The 17496-nt window shown below is 70.5% G+C and carries 16 protein-coding genes; 12 read left to right on the top strand and 4 right to left on the bottom strand.

Annotated elements, in window-relative coordinates; all coding sequences use genetic code 11:
• The first annotated feature begins 4 nt into the window (after positions 1–4).
• From ACGFNP_RS08360 to ACGFNP_RS08325, 8 genes are all read left to right on the top strand, one after another.
• Positions 5–910 (top strand): site-specific tyrosine recombinase XerD, encoded by a 906-nt coding sequence (locus tag ACGFNP_RS08360; protein ID WP_358318681.1) that lies wholly within the window; start codon positions 5–7, stop codon positions 908–910.
• A gap of 116 nt (positions 911–1026) precedes the next feature.
• Complete coding sequence (locus ACGFNP_RS08355; RefSeq protein WP_214637547.1) at positions 1027–1968, top strand: ParA family protein; 942 nt, start codon at positions 1027–1029, stop codon at positions 1966–1968.
• A complete protein-coding gene (locus ACGFNP_RS08350; RefSeq protein WP_358318682.1) occupies positions 1965–2780 on the top strand; it encodes a segregation/condensation protein A in 816 nt (271 codons plus the stop codon). The genes ACGFNP_RS08355 and ACGFNP_RS08350 overlap by 4 nt, the downstream gene beginning before the upstream one ends.
• Before the next feature lie 538 nt (positions 2781–3318).
• Positions 3319–3885, top strand: a complete 567-nt coding sequence (scpB, locus tag ACGFNP_RS08345) for an SMC-Scp complex subunit ScpB (RefSeq protein ID WP_393316627.1) — start codon at positions 3319–3321, stop codon at positions 3883–3885.
• Positions 3882–5984 carry a pseudouridine synthase gene (locus ACGFNP_RS08340; protein ID WP_393316211.1) on the top strand — a complete coding sequence of 701 codons (2103 nt, stop codon included), beginning with the start codon at positions 3882–3884 and terminating at the stop codon, positions 5982–5984. Before scpB ends, ACGFNP_RS08340 begins: the two co-directional genes overlap by 4 nt.
• A gap of 69 nt (positions 5985–6053) precedes the next feature.
• Positions 6054–6413 carry a chorismate mutase gene (gene aroH, locus ACGFNP_RS08335; protein WP_358318684.1) on the top strand — a complete coding sequence of 120 codons (360 nt, stop codon included), beginning with the start codon at positions 6054–6056 and terminating at the stop codon, positions 6411–6413.
• 68 nt (positions 6414–6481) lie between these two features.
• Positions 6482–7579, top strand: a complete 1098-nt coding sequence (locus ACGFNP_RS08330; RefSeq protein WP_358318685.1) for a prephenate dehydrogenase — start codon at positions 6482–6484, stop codon at positions 7577–7579.
• A gap of 77 nt (positions 7580–7656) precedes the next feature.
• Positions 7657–8805: an NAD(P)/FAD-dependent oxidoreductase gene (locus tag ACGFNP_RS08325; RefSeq protein ID WP_393316206.1), complete on the top strand. Its 1149-nt coding sequence runs from the start codon at positions 7657–7659 to the stop codon at positions 8803–8805.
• A 7-nt stretch (positions 8806–8812) separates the two neighbouring features.
• Here ACGFNP_RS08325 and ACGFNP_RS08320 read toward each other — a convergent pair whose 3' ends face one another.
• The gene (locus tag ACGFNP_RS08320; RefSeq protein WP_393316203.1) at positions 8813–9430 is read right to left on the bottom strand and encodes an SDR family oxidoreductase; all 618 of its coding nucleotides are present in this window, start codon (positions 9428–9430) and stop codon (positions 8813–8815) included.
• Between the two features lie 211 nt (positions 9431–9641).
• Here ACGFNP_RS08320 and cmk point away from each other — a divergent pair, with 211 nt between their 5' ends.
• The 4 genes from cmk (at position 9642) to ACGFNP_RS08300 (ending at position 14736) form a co-directional block, all read left to right on the top strand.
• The gene (gene cmk / locus ACGFNP_RS08315) at positions 9642–10277 is read left to right on the top strand and encodes a (d)CMP kinase (protein WP_393316624.1); all 636 of its coding nucleotides are present in this window, start codon (positions 9642–9644) and stop codon (positions 10275–10277) included.
• A 33-nt stretch (positions 10278–10310) separates the two neighbouring features.
• Positions 10311–11714: a ribosome biogenesis GTPase Der gene (gene der / locus ACGFNP_RS08310; protein ID WP_393316201.1), complete on the top strand. Its 1404-nt coding sequence runs from the start codon at positions 10311–10313 to the stop codon at positions 11712–11714.
• Positions 11715–11979: 265 nt separating this feature from the next.
• Positions 11980–13236 carry an aspartate--tRNA(Asn) ligase gene (aspS, locus tag ACGFNP_RS08305; protein WP_393316198.1) on the top strand — a complete coding sequence of 419 codons (1257 nt, stop codon included), beginning with the start codon at positions 11980–11982 and terminating at the stop codon, positions 13234–13236.
• Positions 13237–13377: 141 nt separating this feature from the next.
• Entirely contained in the window at positions 13378–14736 is a 1359-nt protein-coding gene (locus ACGFNP_RS08300) for a sensor histidine kinase (RefSeq protein ID WP_393316195.1), read from the top strand.
• An 8-nt stretch (positions 14737–14744) separates the two neighbouring features.
• Here the strand turns inward: ACGFNP_RS08300 and ACGFNP_RS08295 are convergent, their stop codons facing one another.
• The 3 genes from ACGFNP_RS08295 to ACGFNP_RS08285 all read right to left on the bottom strand — a co-directional run bounded on the left by ACGFNP_RS08295 (position 14745) and on the right by ACGFNP_RS08285 (position 17479).
• A complete protein-coding gene (locus ACGFNP_RS08295; protein ID WP_358318691.1) occupies positions 14745–16301 on the bottom strand; it encodes an MFS transporter in 1557 nt (518 codons plus the stop codon).
• Positions 16298–16948 (bottom strand): LppX_LprAFG lipoprotein, encoded by a 651-nt coding sequence (locus ACGFNP_RS08290; RefSeq protein WP_219533541.1) that lies wholly within the window; start codon positions 16946–16948, stop codon positions 16298–16300. Before ACGFNP_RS08290 ends, ACGFNP_RS08295 begins: the two co-directional genes overlap by 4 nt.
• A 72-nt stretch (positions 16949–17020) precedes the next feature.
• Positions 17021–17479, bottom strand: coding sequence for a MarR family transcriptional regulator (locus ACGFNP_RS08285; RefSeq protein WP_358318692.1), 459 nt, complete (start codon positions 17477–17479; stop codon positions 17021–17023).
• Positions 17480–17496: the final 17 nt, after the last annotated feature.

The raw sequence follows: 17496 nt of genomic DNA, 5'->3' as shown, positions 1-17496 counted from the left end.
CTTCGTGGAGGCGGTGCTCTCCAGCTACCTCGCCCACCTGACGGTGGAGCGGGGCCTGGCTGCCAACACGCTGGCCTCCTACCGCCGTGACCTGCACCGCTACGTCGAGCACCTGCGGTCACGCGGGCGAGTGACGCTCGGCGAGGTGGGCGAGGCCGACGTCCTCGACTTCCTCGCCGCACTGCGTCAGGGCGACTGCGACCACCCCGCCCTCGTGGCCAGCTCGGCCGCGCGGGCGGTGTCGGCCGTCCGCGGCCTGCACCGCTTCGCGCTGCGCGAGGGCGTCACGGCCCACGACCCGGCGCATCAGGTACGACCGCCGCGGCAGCTCCGCCGGCTGCCCAAGGCGATCACCGTCGACGAGGTCGAGCGGCTCATCGCCGCCTCCGGCCCCGACGGCGCGCCGCTGACCCTGCGCAACCGGGCCCTGCTGGAGGTCCTGTACGGCACGGGCGCCCGCATCTCCGAAGCCGTCGGCCTGGCCGTGGACGACCTGGAGGCGGAGCAGGTACGGCTGCGCGGCAAGGGCAGCCGTACCCGCGTCGTCCCCCTGGGCCGCTACGCCCGCTCCGCGCTCGACGCCTATCTCGTCAGGGCCCGGCCCGGTCTCGTGTCCCACGGCCGGGGCACCCCCGCCGCCTTCCTCAACGCCAGGGGCGGGCGGCTCACCCGGCAGGGCGCCTGGGAGGTGCTCCAGGCCGCCGCCGAGCGAGCCGGACTCGCCGGGATATCTCCCCACGTTCTCCGGCATTCCTTCGCAACCCACCTCCTCGACGGCGGCGCCGACGTTAGGGTGGTCCAGGAGTTGCTCGGCCACGCCTCGGTGACGACCACGCAGGTTTACACCCTGGTCACCGTCGACAAACTCCGCGAGGTGTACGCCGCCGCGCACCCCCGTGCCCGTCAGTGATCTATAGTCTTTTGCGACGTGCGGCACTTCGGCGTGCCGCCTTGCCGCGTTAAGTGGTGACGCCATAGTGTCCGTCCGGACGGTCCGGTTCGGGATCGTCAGGGAGGTTCGAGCTGGTGACTGTGAAGACCAACGGTTCGACCCCGGGGACCCCCGACAACCCCTGGGGTGACACGAAGACCAACACGCCCTCCGTGGGCGTGAATCTGGGTCCGACCCGGCGTCCCCGCCCGGTGTTCCCCGAACCTGTCGCGCCCGAGATCCACGGGCCCGCGCGGGTGGTCGCGATGGTCAACCAGAAGGGTGGGGTCGGCAAGACCACCACCACCATCAACCTGGGCGCCGCGCTCGTCGAATACGGCCTCAAGGTGCTCCTCGTCGACTTCGACCCGCAGGGCGCGCTGTCCGTCGGCCTCGGCATCAACCCGCTCCAGCTCGACCTCACGGTCTACAACCTGCTGATGGAGCGCAACGTCACCGCCGAGGACGTGCTGCTGGAGACCGGCGTCGAGGGCCTCGACCTGCTGCCCAGCAACATCGACCTGTCCGCGGCCGAGGTCCAGCTCGTCACCGAGGTCGCCCGCGAGCAGGTGCTCGGCCGCGTGATCAAGCCGCTGCTGCCGCACTACGACGTCTGCCTGATCGACTGCCAGCCGTCGCTCGGCCTGCTCACGATCAACGCGCTGACCTGCGCGCAGGGCGTCATGGTGCCGCTGGAGTGCGAGTTCTTCGCGCTGCGCGGCGTGGCCCTGCTCATGGACACCATCACCAAGGTGCAGGAACGCCTCAACGAGGACCTCGAGATCGAGGGCCTGCTCGCCACCATGTACGACGCCCGCACCCTGCACGGCCGCGAGGTGCTCGCCCGCGTCGTCGAGGCGTTCGGCGACAAGGTGTTCCACACCGTGATCAACCGCACCGTGCGTTTCCCCGACGCCACGGTCGCCGGCGAGCCGATCACCACGTTCGACCCGTCGTCCCTCGGTGCGAACGCTTACCGTGAGCTGGCCAGAGAGGTGCTGTCCCGTTGGCCGGCACCTGCCACAATGGCCAGGTGACGGAGGAGGCAGAGCCACAGGGGTTCAGGGTTCACCTGGACGTCTTCGAGGGGCCCTTCGACCTGCTCCTCGGCCTGATCTCCAAGCACAAGCTCGACATCACCGAGATTTCCCTCTCCAAGGTCACCGACGAGTTCATCGCCTACATCCGGGCTCGCGGTCCCGAGTGGGACCTCGACCTGACCAGCCACTTCCTGCTGGTCGCGGCCACGCTCCTGGATCTCAAGGCGGCCCGCCTGCTGCCGTCGGGCGAGGTCGAGGACGAAGAGGATCTGGCTCTGCTGGAGGCCCGCGACCTGCTGTTCGCCAGGTTGCTGCAGTACAAGGCGTACAAGGAGGTGGCGAAGGTCTTCTCCGGCCGCATGGCCGAAGAGGCGCTGCGCTTCCCCCGCACCGCGCCCATGGAGCCGCAGTTCGCCAACCTGCTCCCGCAGCTCATCCTCGGCATCAGCCCGGACGACCTCGCCCGGATCGCCGCCCGCGCCTTCGTCCCCAAGCTCCCGCCCACGGTCAGCGTCGGGCACATCTACCAACCTCTGGCCAGCGTGCGGGAGCAAGCCGCTATCCTGGTGGCGCACCTGCGGCGGATGCGGCGGGCCACCTTCCGGGCCCTGGTTGCCGACTGCGAAGGCACCATCGAGGTCATCGCCCGCTTCCTGGCCGTGCTGGAGCTCTTCCGGGAGTCCGCGGTCACCTTCGAACAGGTCGAAGCACTGGGCGACCTGCACGTGACCTGGACCGGCTCGGACGACGGGGACGTCGCGGTGGGGGACGACTACGAGGAGAGCGCGGAGAAGACGGCTGATGACTGACCGCTTGGACGACAACCCGCCGCACGACTCCGCCCCATTGCCCGCCTGGATGACCCTCCCGGGCTCCCTCGCCACCCCGAACACCTCCGACACACCCGCCGCCGATGAGTCGGAGGGTGTGTCGCCTGAGGACGGTCTGCGGGAGATGGCGCTTGAGCCGGATGCGGACGATGGTCTGCAGGGTGTGTCGCCGGAGGTGGATGCGGGCGACGATCTGCGAGACCTGGAGCCTGGGCCGGATGTGGCGGTCGGTTCGCGGGATCTGGCGCCCGAATCGAGCGTGGACGACGGCCTCCCTGACGCGGTGCCGGACGCGCTTCCTGAGCCGGACGAGGCGTCCTTCCTCGGCCGTTCTGCGGCGGCCCCCTCTGGCGCCGGTGCGGCGGGTGGTAGTACGGCGGAGCGCGGCGCAATACGCGCGTCCGAGCAGCCCAGCGCAGTTGTGCCTGAGCGGTCGAGCGCGGGCACAACAGTGCAGCCGAGCGCGGGCGTACCCGTGCAGCCCCACCCAGACGCGTCCGAGCAACCCAGCTCGGGCGTGCCCGTTGACCCTGCCGCAAGCGGGCCGACGCTTGGGGCGGCACTTGAAGCCATCCTCATGGTCGTGGACGAACCCGTTCCCGAAGTGACCCTGGCGCAGGTGCTCGAACGGCCTACCCATGAGGTGACCACCGCACTTCGGGCCCTGGCCGCGGAATACACCCAAGCCGGACGGGGTTTCGATCTCAGGGAAGTCGCAGGCGGTTGGCGGTTCTACACGCGAGCCGACTGCGCCGCGCTGGTCGAGCGGTTCGTACGCGACGGCCAGCAGACCCGGCTCACCCAGGCCGCGCTGGAAACGCTCGCGGTAGTGGCCTACAGGCAACCGGTGAGCCGTGCACGTGTCGCCGCGGTCCGCGGCGTCAACAGCGACGGCGTCATGCGGACGCTCGTCGCCAGGGGGCTGGTCGAAGAGGCCGGCACCGACCCGGAGAGCCAGGCAGTGCTCTACCGGACAAGCTCATACTTCCTTGAACGTCTGGGACTGAAGGACATCGGCGAACTCCCCGAGCTCGCCCCCTTCCTCCCCGACGACGTGGAAAACCTCGAGGAGAATACAAAGTGAACAACAGGCGCAGCACCCCGTCCGGTGATGGACGCGGTCGTGGACGCACCGGCGGCGCAAGCCGTGGCGGCCGTCCCGCCTTCCGTTCGGACGACTCGCGCGGCGGTCCCCGCCGTGAGGGGTTCCGTGGCGGTTCCCACCGAGACGATTCCCGCGGCGGACCGCGCCGCGACGACAGTGACCGCGGCGGCAGCCGCGACTCCGGAAGCGAGCTGGGCTCCGGCCGCGACTCGCTCCGCGCCGACCGGGGCGGTTCCCGCGCCCGGTACGGCAGGCCGGCCTCCGGCGACACCCGCGACCGCTCCGGCTCCACGGGCGACCGGGGCGGCTACGACCGTACGTCCTCCCGCGACGACCGCACACCTCGCGACGACCGTCCGTCCCGTGACGACCGTACGTCCCCCCGCGACGACGACCGTTCGGCGCCCAGAAGCGACCGCGGCGGCTACGGCACGCGGCCTGGAAACGACCGTGGCGGCTACACGCAGTCCCGCGGTGACCGAGGCGGATATGGCGCGCAGCCGCGCGGTGAGCGTGGTTACGGTGCGTCGTCTCGCGGCGAGGCCGGCGGCTACGGCTCGTCCTCCGGCGGCGACCGTGGCGGATACCGCTCCGACCGCACTGGCTCCGGCCCCCGCGACCGCAGCGGTTCCGGCCCCCGCGAGCGCGGCGCCCGTGACAGCTACCGTCCCCAGCGCAGTGACGATCGCGGCGGTTTCCGTTCCGACCGCAGTGACGACCGTGGCGGTTTCCGTCCCGAGCGCAGTGATGATCGCGGTGGTTTCCGTTCCGACCGTGGCGGCTTCCAGCCGGAGCGCCGCGACGACCGTGGCGGCTTCCGTACCAACCGCAGCGACGACAGGGGCGGCTCCGCCTCCCGGGCGGGCGGCGCCCGGGACGGCTTCCGTCCCCAGCGCCGCGACGACCGTGGCGGATCCCAGACGGATCGCCGTGACGGCTTCCGTACCAACCGCACTGACGACCGGGGCGGCTTCCGCTCCGACCGGAGCGACGATCGCGGCGGTTTCCGTCCCGAGCGCAGTGACGAGCGTGGCGGCTTCCGGGCCGACCGTGGCGGGCGCAGGGAAGGCGGCCCCCGTAGCGAGCCCACACGGACCGGCTACGGCCGTGGAGAGTCCACCCGGGCCCGCTTCGGGCGGCGTGACGACGCCGGCTCGCGACGCGAGGACGGCCGTCCGAGCCGTACCCCGAGGCGCGACGACGTCCAGACCATCGGCGGCCGCACCTCCGGCAGGCGTGACGGGGCGGGCAGCGGCGCACCCCGCGACAGGTTCAAGACCGCTCGCCAGCCCATGCGGGATCGCAACTTCTACCCCGAGGGCTACACCGACGAGCGCGACACCACCGAGGTCCCCGGCGGCGTACGGCTGCAGAAGGTGCTCGCCCAGGCGGGCGTCGCCAGCCGTCGCGCCTGCGAGGAGATGATCGGTGACGGTCGTGTCACGGTGAACGGGCAGGTCGTACGGAGGTTCGGGGCCAAGGTGGACCCCGCCGCGCAGGTCATCCACGTGGACGGCAAGCGCATCCCGACCGCCCCCGACCTGGTCTACTACGCCCTGAACAAGCCCATCGGCGTCGTGTCCACCATGGACGACCCGCAGGGCCGCCCGTGTCTGGCCGACTATGTGCAGGAGCTCGCGCCGCGGCTGTTCCACGTGGGCCGGCTCGACACCGAGACCGAGGGGCTGCTGCTGCTCACCAATGACGGCGAGCTGGCCAACCGGCTGACCCACCCGAGTTACGGGGTGCAGAAGAAGTACTGGGCGAAGGTTCCCGGGCCGATCCCGCGTGATCTGAGCCGCAGGCTCAAGCAGGGCATCGAGCTCGAGGACGGCATCGCCAAGGCCGACTCCTTCGCGATCGTGCAGGAGCACGGCCAGCAGGCGCTGGTCGAGATCGTTCTGCACGAAGGCCGCAACCACGTCGTCCGGCGGATGCTGGAGGAGGCGGGTCATCGCGTGATCGACCTGGCCAGGATCGAGTTCGGGCCGGTCAAGCTGGGCCGTACCAAGGCGGGCACCGTCAGGGCGCTGTCCCTGCACGAGGTCGGTGAGCTTTACGCGGCCGTGAAGCTGTAACCTGGCGGGAACGCAGGAGCCCGTGCGAACCTCCGCACGGGCTTCACCGCTATAGAGGGGACGGATCACATGGTGCGGGCGATCCGCGGGGCGATCCAGGTGGACGCCAACAACCGTGGGGCGATCATCGAAGCCACCACGGAGCTGGTCAGCGAGCTGATGGAGCGCAACCGGCTGACCACCGACGATGTGATCAGCGTGCTGTTCACGGCGTCTCCCGATCTGACGGCGGAGTTCCCGGCGCTGGCGGCGCGGAAGCTGGGCTTCCACGACGTGCCGCTGATCTGCTGCACCGAGATCGACGTGCCGGGCGCGCTGCCCCGGGTCGTACGCCTGATGGCCCACGTCGAGACCGACCGGCCGCGCTCCGAGATCCAGCACGTCTATCTGCGCGGCGCCGTCGCGCTACGCCAGGACATCGCTCAGTAAACGATCACCAGTAAACGAAGTTGCACCTGACAGAGCTTTTCCGACGCCCGATAAATCAGGACATGTAGATGGCCTCCGAACTCCGCACCGTGCTGGTAGTCGGCACCGGTCTCATCGGCACCTCCATGGCGCTGGCCCTGCGCCAGCGCGGAGTACGCGTGCTGCTCGCCGACCACGACCAGGGAGCGGTACGGCTGGCCCGGGAGCTCGGCGCGGGCGAGGAATGGCACCCCGAGACCGGCACCCCGGCCGAGCCGATCGATCTCGCGGTGATCGCGGTGCCGCCCGCGCACGTCGCCAGCGAACTGCTGGCCCTCCAGCGCAACGGCACCGCCACGTTCTACACCGACGTGGCCAGCGTCAAGGTGGAGCCCATCGAGCGGGCCGGCCAACTGGGCTGTGACCTGTCCACCTACGTCGCCTCCCACCCCCTGGCCGGACGTGAGAAGTCAGGCCCCGGAGCCGCCAGGGCCGACCTGTTCCTGGGCCGCCCGTGGGCGCTCTGCCCCACCCCCGACGCCACGCCGGAGGCCCGGGCGGCCGTACAACAGCTGGTGGAGCTCTGCGGCGGCAACCCCATCGAGGTGGACGCCGTAGACCACGACCGCGCCGTGGCCGTCGTCTCGCACGCGCCACACGTCACCGCGTCCGCCGTCGCCGCCCGCCTCGCGGAAGCGTCCGACATCGCGCTCGGCCTGGCCGGGCAGGGCATCCGCGACGTCACCAGGATCGCGGGCAGCGACCCGGGCCTCTGGCTCGGCATCCTGTCGGGCAACGCGACCCCGGTGGCCGAGGTGCTGGAGGCCGTCTCCCGCGACCTGTCCGAGGCCGCGACGGCGCTCCGCGCGCTGGCCGACGGCGACGGCACCGCCACGCAGGAGCTCACCCAGCTGCTCAAGCGCGGCGTGGCCGGTCACGGCCGCATCCCCGGCAAGCACGGCGGCCCCGCGCCCGCGTACGTGGTGGTCCAGGTCGTCGTCGGAGACCGCCCCGGCCAGCTGGCCAGGCTCTTCCAGATCTGCGACGAGGTCGGCGTGAACGTCGAGGACGTACGCCTGGAGCACGCTCCTGGCCTGCCCCTGGGCATCGCCGAAGTCTCCGTGCAGCCCGACGCGGCGGTCGTGCTCACCAAGGCCCTGCACGAACGCGGCTGGCAGGTCCCCTAACCGGCCGATGTCACATCCCCGGCTTCTCGCTCCGTCCTCAGTACGGAATCCACCCGGAACCGCGAGGAGACAGGGACATGACGAACATCCTGATACTGGGCGCCGGCTACACGGGCATCGCGGCCGCGATCAGGGTCGCCACCAGGACGCGCCGCCACGGCGGCAAGGTGACGCTGGTCAGCGCTGCGCCGAGGTTCACCGAACGGCTGCGGCTGCACCAGACCGCCGCGGGCGAACGGCTGCGTGACCACGCGATCGCCGACATCATCGCCGGAACGGGCATCGACCTCGTCCTCGGCCGCGTGACCGCCCTCGACCCCGCCCGCCACGAGGTCGTCGTGAACGGCGGGCGGGTGATCGGGTACGACAAGCTGATCTACGCCCTCGGCACCGTCACCGACCTCTCGACCCCAGGGGTGGCCGAGCACGCCTACGCCTACGACGACCACGACCAGGCCGTACGGCTCGCCCGCCGGCTCGGCGAACTCGACCGGGGCACGGTCGTCGTGGCCGGTGGCGGCCTGACCGGGGTCGAGTCGGCGACCGAACTGGCGGAGGCGCACCCGAACCTGCGCGTCGTCCTGCTCAGCCGGGGCCGTCCGGGCTCGATGATGGGGGAGCAGGCCCGCGCGTACGTCGACAAGGCGATGGCCCGGCTGGGCATCCAGGTACGCCGCGGCGCCGACGTCGTCAAGGTGCTGCCGGACGCCGTTGAGTTGTCCGACGGCGAACTCATCGACTCCGACGCGACGCTCTGGACCGCCGGCACCAGAGGGCTGCCGCTGGCCGCCGAGGCCGGGCTGACGGTGGACGAGCAGGAAAGGATCGTGGTCGACTCCGCGCTCCGCTCGGTGTCCCACCCGGACGTCTACGCCGTGGGCGACGCCGCCGCGGTGCGCCAGCCGTACGGTGTCATGCACGGGACCTGCCAGGGCGGCATCCCGACGGGCCTGCACGCGGCCGACGCGCTCGCCGACGGGCTGCTCGGCCGAAGGGTGAAGGCGTTCCGGTTCGGGTACGTCCATCAGCCGCTCAGCCTCGGGCGCAAGGACGCGGTCATCCAGTTCACCCACCCCGATGACACGCCACGCAGGTGGTACCTGACGGGACGGTGGGCCATCGCCTACAAGGAGACCGTGAGCAGCAGCCCGCTGCCCACCTACCGTTTGCTCAAGCGCGGGCTGGTGCCGGTCGGCCTGTTCCGGCTGACGGCGGGGCTCAAGTGACCGAGGCTTACCAGATGAACTGCTGCCCACCGTCGATGTCGTACGTCGCGCCGGTGAGCGCCGTGTTGCTCATGATGTGGACGGCGAGTGCCGCGACGTCGGCGGGGCCGACGACGCGGCCGATCGGAAGCGTCGCCCGGAGCTCATTCCGGCGTTCCTCGAGCCGGTCTCCGAGCAGCGATGCCGACAACGGGGTGTCGACGAAGCCGGCGGCGATGAGGTTGACGCGAACCGGCGCGAGCTCGAGCGCCAGCACCAGGTGCTCGCTGACCGCCTGGCGCACCTGGGCCGCGTCCATCTCGAGCAGGGGCCCGTAGCGCGGGCTGCCGGCCGTGGCCAGCACATGGTCGATCGGTGTCGGCAGGTCCTGGAAGAACGTCTCCAGACAAGCCGCGTTGTTGGCGTCGAAAGCCGCGGTACGTCGCGCGCCGAGTTCCAGCGCCGCCTGCTTGAGCCGGTCGGCATCGCGGCCGGTGAGGATGACCTCGGCACCCTCGGCACCCTCGGCCCGGGCGCGTCGAGCCGTCTCGAGCCCGATGCCCGCGCTGCCGCCGATCACGACGACGGTCTGGCCGGCCAGTTCTGGTTCGCGCTGGGGGAGAACAGGAGTGGTTGAGCTGGACATGATTCCTCCGATCGGCTGGTCGCCGGGTTGCTGAGGATTCACCTCCAGTGTCGACAATCGGAAAGACGTTCATCTGTCCGGGTGCAGTGCCCGGAGCCCCGCCTCGCCTTGGCCGCTCTACCGGCGTATCGCGTCGTCTGGAGGCGGTAGCCTCTTCAGGTTGGAGAAACAACGTGAAGAGGGAGAGGCCGTGACCGGTCTGGTCGTCGCCATGGACGGTCCTTCGGGGTCGGGTAAGTCGAGTGTGTCGCGCGGAGTCGCCCGGGCGCTCGGACTGCGTTACCTGGACACCGGGGCGATGTACCGTGCGATGACCTGGTGGATGCTCCAGCAGGGCATCGATCTGACCGATCCCGCCGCTGTCGCGGCCCGCGCCGGCGAGCCCGAGATCGCCTGCGGCACCGACCCTGACGGCCCGTCCATCCGGGTCGGCGGTGTCGACGTGGCCGGGCCGATCCGGGAGGCCGGGGTCACCGGGGCGGTCTCCGTCGTCGCGGCGGTTCCCGAGGTGCGTGCGCGTCTCGTGGAGCTGCAGCGGGAGATCATCGGCGCCGGTGACATCGTGGTCGAAGGCCGCGACATCGGCACAGTGGTCGCCCCCGACGCCGCTGTCAAGGTCTACCTGACGGCCAGTGCCGAGGCCCGTGCCCTTCGTCGTACGGCGGAGCTGGCCGGCACCACGGTGGAGGCGCAGCAGGCCGCCATGGCCCGGCGCGACACCCTCGACTCCACACGTAAAGCGGATCCACTCTCGATGGCGGATGGCGCCGTCGAGCTCGACACCACGCCGCTGACCCTCGAAGAGGTCATCGGCGAGGTGCTGAGTCTGGTCAAGGAGCGCACCTGACAAAGGTGCGGCACTCACAAAGGATGAAAAATCGTGACAACGGGGGATTGGGTCGAGGCTGACCTCGACGATCTCGCAGTATCCGACGACGTCGTCGTCGACAGCGGCCCGCAGCCGGTCGTCGCCATCGTCGGCCGGCCGAACGTCGGCAAGTCCACGCTGGTCAACCGCATCATCGGTCGCCGCGAGGCGGTCGTCGAAGACGTGCCGGGCGTCACTCGCGACCGCGTCACCTATGACGCCAACTGGCGCGGGCGCCGCTTCACGGTCGTCGACACCGGCGGCTGGGACCCCGACGCCACCGGAATGAACCTGCGCATCGCCGACCAGGCGCGGGTCGCGGTCGAGCTGGCCGACGTGATCGTGTTCGTCGTCGACGCCACGGTGGGCGCGACCGACGCCGACGAGACGGTCGGCTCCATCCTCCGCCAGTCGGGCAAGCCGGTCATCCTGGCCGCCAACAAGGTCGACAACCAGCAGCTGGAGCTGGAGGCCGCCTCGCTCTGGGCGCTCGGCCTCGGCGAGCCGCAGCCGGTGTCGGCCCTGCACGGCCGTTCCAGCGGCGACCTGCTCGACGTGATCCTCGACGCGCTGCCCGAAACCCCGGAGCTGCGGTTCGACGCCGAGCGCGGCCCTTACCGGGTGGCGCTGCTCGGCAAGCCCAACGTCGGCAAGTCCTCGCTGCTCAACATGCTGGCGGGGGAGGAGCGGGTGCTGGTCGACCCGATGGCGGGCACCACCCGCGACCCGGTCGACGAGCTGATCGAGCTGGGCGGCAAGACCTGGCGCTTCGTCGACACCGCCGGCATCAGGCGGCGCGACCGCGAGCTGCAGGGCGCCGACTTCTACGCCGCCATGCGCACCAGGGCCGCCCTCGATCGCTCCGAGGTGGCGATCGTGCTGATCGACGCCAGCGAGCCGCTCACCGAGCAGGATCTGCGGATCATCGGCCTGGTGATCGAGTCGGGCCGGGCGATGGTGGTCGCGTTCAACAAGTGGGACCTGGTCGACGAGGACCGCCGCTACTACCTGGAGAAGGAGATCGACCGGCAGCTCGTCCGCACTCCGTGGGCGCTGCGGGTCAACATCTCCGCCAAGACCGGGCGGCACATGGACCGGCTCGTCCCGGCGCTGGAGAAGGCGCTGGGCTCGTGGTCGTCGCGGGTGCCGACGTCCAGGCTCAACGCGTTCCTGACCGAGCTGGTGCACCAGACGCCGCCGCCGGTGCGGAGCGGTAAGCAGCCGAAGATCCTCTTCGCCACGCAGGCGTCGGTGGAGCCGCCCAAGTTCGTGCTGTTCACCTCGGGCTGGCTTGAGGACACCTACCGCCGGTTCATCGAGCGCCGGCTCCGCGAGGAGTTCGGCTTCGCCGGGTCGCCGATCGACGTGTCGATGAAGATCCGCGAAAAGCGGAAGAGCGGCCAGTCCAAGAAGTAGTACGATCACCGGCAACACGTGGACGGAGACGAGTAGCCGAAGGGCCGCGCGGGCCGGAGAGAGCCGCCGGTAGCTGTGAAGGCGGCCCCGCGCCCCTTCGGTGAAGACACTCCCGAGTGCGGGGAGGAAATGCCCCGCCGGTCTGACCCCCGTCATCGGGTCGTGGAGGCCGCCCCGTCGTGGGCGGCGAAAGTGCGGTGGCACCGGGAGTTCCCTTCTCCCCCGCACTCCCAAGGGATCATGCAATTCCTCGTGAGGAGCTGTGATGATCTCTCGTGTCCTGTCGGCGGAGCTCGCTGAGCACGCCGGACAACGAGTGACGATCGCCGGTTGGGTCCATCGCCGCCGGCGGCTGAAATCCGTGTCCTTCCTGGTCGTCAGGGACCGCAGTGGGCTCGCCCAAGTGGTGGCGCCCGGCGCGGTTCCGGGGGAGGAGACGGTCGTCCGGGTGACGGGCGTCGTGACCGCGAACCCGCAGGCGCCGGGTGGCGCCGAGCTCACGGAGCCGGAGATCGAGGTGCTGGCCGAGCCCACCGAGGCGCCGCCGTTCGACCTCTACCGGCCCGTCGTGCCCGCCGCGCTGCCCACGATCCTCGACCACGCGCCGGTCGCGCTGCGCCATCCGCGGCTCAGGGCGCCGCTGGAGATCTCGGCGGCGAGCGTGGCCGGGTTCCGCCGGACGCTGGACCGGCTCGGGTTCACCGAGATCCACACACCCAAGATCGTCGCCTCGGCCACCGAGTCGGGCGCGAACGTCTTCGGCATCGACTACTTCGGGCGCCCCGCCTACCTCGCGCAGTCGCCGCAGTTCTACAAGCAGGCGATGGTCGGTGTGTTCGAGCGGGTGTACGAGGTGGGGCCGGTCTTCCGGGCCGAGCCGCACGACACGGTCCGCCACCTGGCCCAGTACACGAGCTTGGACGCCGAACTGGGCTTCGTGCGCGACCACCGCGACGTGATGGCCGTGCTGCGCGAGGCGGTGGCGGGCATGCTGGAGGCGGTACGAGAGCAGCCGGCGATCGATCTGCTCGGCGTGGTGCTGCCGGAGGTGCCCGCCGAGATCCCGGCGATCCACTTCACGCAGGCGCAGCGGCTCACGGGCGAGTTCGAGCCGGACCTGTCGCCGGAGCAGGAGCGGTGGTTGTCGGAGTGGGCGGTGCGGGAGCACGGGTCGGAGTTCCTGTTCGTCACGGGGTATCCGATGGCCAAGCGCCCGTTCTACACGGCCCCGGACCCGCTGCGTGCGGGGTACTCGAACGGATTCGACCTGCTGTTCAGAGGGTTGGAGCTGGTGACGGGTGGCCAGCGGCTGCACCGGTACCAGGACTACCTTGACGCGCTCGCCGCGCGGGGTGAGGGAGCCGGGGCGTACGAGGGATATTTGCAGGCCTTCGCGCACGGCATGCCGCCGCACGGTGGGTTCGCGCTGGGCCTAGAGCGCTGGACCGCGCGCCTCGTGGGCGCGGCGAACATCCGCCAGGCGACGCTGTTCCCGCGAGACCTGCATCGGCTCTCTCCGTGAGAACCGCTGATCAAGCTCGGTGACGGAGGCGCCGAGTGGCATGGCCACGTTCTTGATGCATAGTTTGTTGCGTCTTGCCTGTCCCCTGCCTCAGCCTCGCACGATGCGCATTTAGCGTGATCGTCAGGTGGATGGAGGGGCATGGTGAGCTTGCGGCGCGACTGGTCCGTGCGGACTCGGATGACGCTGCTGTCCGGTGTCGTCATGATGTTGCTGTGCGCGATCTTCAGCGGGACCATCCTGGGAAGCGCTCACGACCATGCCACGGATGATCAGGCGGACCGGATTCTGGCCGCCGACCTTCGGGCGGTCCGTTACATCGTGCTGGATCAGATCCCTCCCGTGCTGCCCGACCTCGGCGTCCCCGCCATCCAGGTGGTCGACCCGGCCGGCCGGGTCGTGGCGTCCAACGAGCGGATGGTCGGCCAACCCCGGATGGCCTCCTTCTCCCTGCCAGGGGAGAACCTGCGAGCGGACCGGGTCGTCTGCAGCGTGCCCGGCTTTCCGGGCAAGTGCATGATCGTGGAGGCCATAAAGATCCACAAGGACGGAACCGAATACACCGTCTACGGCGCCGATGCCATCATCCCGTGGTACGTCGACCGCTCATTCCTGGCCCGGCTCCTGATCGGATCCGTGCTGCTGGTCGGCGCCACGGCGATCGGCGCCTACCGTACCGTCAGCAAGACCCTCGACCCGGTCGACGCCATCAGCGCCGAGCTGGCCGAGATCACCTCGACCGACCTGGGCCGCCGAGTACCTGTGCCCGAGCATCACGACGAGATCCGCAAGCTGGCCGAGGCCGCGAACCGGACGCTGGACCGGCTGGAGGCGGCGGTCGAGCAGCAGCGGCGCTTCGCCACCGACGCCTCGCACGACCTGCGCAGTCCCATCACCGCCATGCGCGCCCAGGTGGAGGAGGCGCTGCTGCACCCGGATGAGGCTGACTGGCCCGCCATGACGCGAGCTCTACTGGCCAGTCTCGACCGGCTGGAGGCGATCGTCATCGACCTGCTGGTGCTCGCCCGCCTCGACGCCGGCGCCAAGCGCGCGGACGACCGTGTGAACCTGAGCCAGCTGATCGAGTCCGAGCTGGGACGCCGCGCCCTTCGGGTGCGCATCGTGACGAACCTCCAGCCGGGCGTGGTCCTCGGCGGGGACCGGCTGCAACTCGGTCGGCTGCTCACCAACCTCATGGACAACGCCGCCCGGCACGCCACCTCCAGCGTGGCGGTCTCGGTCCGCCGCGAGGGCGACGAGGCGGTGCTCGAGGTGAACGACGACGGCCCGGGCATCCCAGCCGACCAGCGGGAATTCGTGTTTCAGCGCTTCACCCGGCTGGATCCCGCCCGAAGCAAGGACAAGGGGGGTACGGGACTCGGCCTGGCGATCGCCAGGGAGATCGCCGAGCGCCACGGCGGGACGCTGACCATCGAGGACTCGGAGCGAGGCGCGCTATTTGTCCTAAAAATCCCTATCGGCGCTGAAGGGGATGACTAACCAGTCGCTCAACGGACGGCTGTCACCGGACGGCGGGGGAGGAAGGCGGCGACCACCGCGCCGAGGAGGCAGATCAGGGCGGTGACGAAGAACATCTCCGTATATTCCAGATGCAGCGCCGCGTTCACCTTCGCGAGGTACTCGCTCAGCTGCTTGGCGTACACGGCGGGTTCGACCCCGACCGGGAGCGGTGTGTCGAGGTTCGCGGTCAGCGACTGGAACCGGTGGAACCCCCATGCCGACACCCCCGCGATGCCGATCAGCATGCCCATCATCCTGGCCACCACCACCGCCGCCGAGGCCACCCCGTGCTGCGTGGCCGGCGTCACCCGCAGCACCGCCGCCGACACGGGCGCGATGACCAGCCCCAGGCCCAGCCCGGCCACGATCAGTGCGAGGTCCACCAGCAGTCCGGCGTTCGCCAGGTCGAGCGGCCAGCGGCTCATCAGCACATATCCGGCCGTGGCCACGATCAGGCCCGCCACCGCCACCAGGCGGTCGCCGAGCCGGCGGGCCAGCACACCGCCCAGCACCGCGCCGACCGGCAGCGCGATCAGGAACCTGGCCAGCACCAGCGCCGCCTCCAGCGCCTCCATGTCGAGCAGCGTCTGCGCGGTGAACTGGACGAACACCATGGTGATCAGCAGCGCGGCCCCGGTCAGGAAGCTCACGCCCAGCGTGGCCAGCAGCGGCCCCTTGCGGATGCCCGTCAGGTCGAGCAGCCGGACCTTCGACCGGATCTCCCACCAGACGAACGCCGCTCCGGCCAGGACCCCCGCCGTGATCACCGGCAGGCCCCACGGCGGCAGTACGGTCGTGGCGGGGTCCGGGTTGTACAGGCCCACCACCAGGAGGGCGAGGCTAAGGGCCAGCAATGCGCCGCCGACCCCGTCCACACGACCGGAGGGAGCCGGATCGGAAGGCCCGGAAGGGGCCGGCGTCGCGAAGCCGGCAACTGGTCGCCGAGGCCGTGGCGGGGGTACGGTCAGCTGGACCGCCACGGCGGCCAGCGCGGCCAGCGGCAGGTTGATCCAGAAGATGGCGTGCCAGCCGCCCAGCTCGATCCCGAACACCGTGGTGCTGGGGATCAGCGCCAGCACCCCGCCGTACAGCGGACCGAGCGCGCTGCCCAGCTCCTGCGCCGCGCCGACCGCGCCGAGCGCCACCGGGCGCTCGTGCTCGTCCCACATGTCGCCGATGAGCGCCATCGTGATCGGCAGCAGCGCGCCGCCCGCGATCCCCTGGATCGTCCGGCCCGTCACCACCATCACCTCACCGGCCGCCAGCGCGGTCAGCACCGAGCCGAGCGCGAACGCCGCCAGGCAGGCGTGGATGAGGGGCCGCCGGCCGTAGCGGTCGGAGAGCTGGCCGAGCAGCGGCATCGCGGCGATGTAGCCGAGCAGGAACCCGGTGACCACCGGTGTGGCCCGCTCCAGGCGGTTCGTGGGGATGCCCACGTCGGTGGCGATGTCGAGCAGGACGGTCACGACCACGTACGCGTCGAGGGCGGCGAGCAGCACCACCGCCCCGCCGACGCCGAGCGCGACCCGGCGGGCGCGCCTCATCCGGCGGCGGGCGGCGTGATCGTCACCGGCGCGTCGTAGTCGCTGAGCGACACGGTCACCGTGCCGTCCTGCAGCGGCAGCTCGACCTTGGTGAGCCGGCTGGTGGCCTTGTCCACCCAGATCTTGGCGTTGACACCCTGGGTGACACCCGGGACGAGGGTCCCGAGGACCTGACCGGAGAACGTGGCCGCCACCCGGTAGACGCCGCTCTCCTCGGCCTCGACGCGCGGGTCGGTGGCCGTGCCGAGCAGCTGCGCGAGGCCCTTGGCCGGGTTGAGGATCAGCGACGGGTCGTAGATCTGCGCCAGGTCCTTCCTGGTCATCTTCTGAAAGCCGCCCGTCGGGCCCTTGAAGTGGACGGTGTCGCCGACCAGGGCGAAAGTGAGCTCCTGAAGGCTGCCCAGGACCTCGATGGTGATCGTGCCGTCGGCGTCACCGGTGGCGGTCAGCCTGCCGTCGGCCTTCTTCACCGGCACCTTGGGCTTGCCGTCCGTGGCGATGGAGAAGGTGGCCGATTTGACCGCCTTCATGGCCTCGGCGGACTTCTTCAGCAGGTCGGGTCCGGCGGGCAACTCGCTGCCGCCGCCACCGGATGAGCAGGCGGACACCAGCGCGAGGATGACGACGAACAGCAGCTTTCGGAGCATGAGCGGATCGTAGCGAGCGCCCGGAACGATCGTGCGCCGTCGGGCATATCGGTTAGGTGTCGGCCTGGGCGTTCAGCGAAGCTTCTTCAGATGCTCCACGATCGGCTCGTAGGCCACCACGAGCGCGTCGAGCTGGTCGTCGGTGAGCCGGTCGACGAAATGCTCCCGGACACTGGCGACGTGATCAGGCGCGACTCTCTCGATCGTGGCCCAGCCCTCGTCGGTGAGCACGGCGAACGTGCCGCGCCGGTCGTCGTGGCAGTCCTCCCTGGTGACCAGTCCCTTGGCCTCCATGCGGGAGATCTGGTGCGACAGCCGGCTGCGGGACTGGATGGTCGCGTCGGCCAGGTCGCTCATCCGCATCCGGTGCTCGGGGCTCTCAGAGAGGTTGACCAGGATCTCGTAGTCGTTCACCGAGAGAGCGTGCTCCTGCAGCTCGCGGTCGAGCCGGTGCATGAGCAGCTTGTGCAGCGCCAGGTGGGTACGCCAGGCACGCTGCTCAGCGGGGGAAAGCCAGCGGGGCGCGCTCATGATCTCCAATCTAGCGC

The sequence above is a fragment of the Nonomuraea sp. NPDC049269 genome (genome assembly GCF_043197155.1).
GTDB lineage: Bacteria > Actinomycetota > Actinomycetes > Streptosporangiales > Streptosporangiaceae > Nonomuraea.
This window is presented reverse-complemented; position numbering and strand designations above follow the sequence as displayed.

Coding starts and splice junctions, on each gene's coding strand:
- ACGFNP_RS08320 (WP_393316203.1), bottom strand. CDS start 9,430: ATGTCCAGCTCAACCACTCCTGTTCTCCCCCAGCGCGAACCAGAACTG.
- aspS (WP_393316198.1), top strand. CDS start 11,980: ATGATCTCTCGTGTCCTGTCGGCGGAGCTCGCTGAGCACGCCGGACAA.
- ACGFNP_RS08330 (WP_358318685.1), top strand. CDS start 6,482: ATGGCCTCCGAACTCCGCACCGTGCTGGTAGTCGGCACCGGTCTCATC.
- ACGFNP_RS08300 (WP_393316195.1), top strand. CDS start 13,378: ATGGTGAGCTTGCGGCGCGACTGGTCCGTGCGGACTCGGATGACGCTG.
- ACGFNP_RS08295 (WP_358318691.1), bottom strand. CDS start 16,301: ATGAGGCGCGCCCGCCGGGTCGCGCTCGGCGTCGGCGGGGCGGTGGTG.
- ACGFNP_RS08290 (WP_219533541.1), bottom strand. CDS start 16,948: ATGCTCCGAAAGCTGCTGTTCGTCGTCATCCTCGCGCTGGTGTCCGCC.
- ACGFNP_RS08325 (WP_393316206.1), top strand. CDS start 7,657: ATGACGAACATCCTGATACTGGGCGCCGGCTACACGGGCATCGCGGCC.
- ACGFNP_RS08285 (WP_358318692.1), bottom strand. CDS start 17,479: ATGAGCGCGCCCCGCTGGCTTTCCCCCGCTGAGCAGCGTGCCTGGCGT.
- cmk (WP_393316624.1), top strand. CDS start 9,642: ATGGACGGTCCTTCGGGGTCGGGTAAGTCGAGTGTGTCGCGCGGAGTC.
- aroH (WP_358318684.1), top strand. CDS start 6,054: ATGGTGCGGGCGATCCGCGGGGCGATCCAGGTGGACGCCAACAACCGT.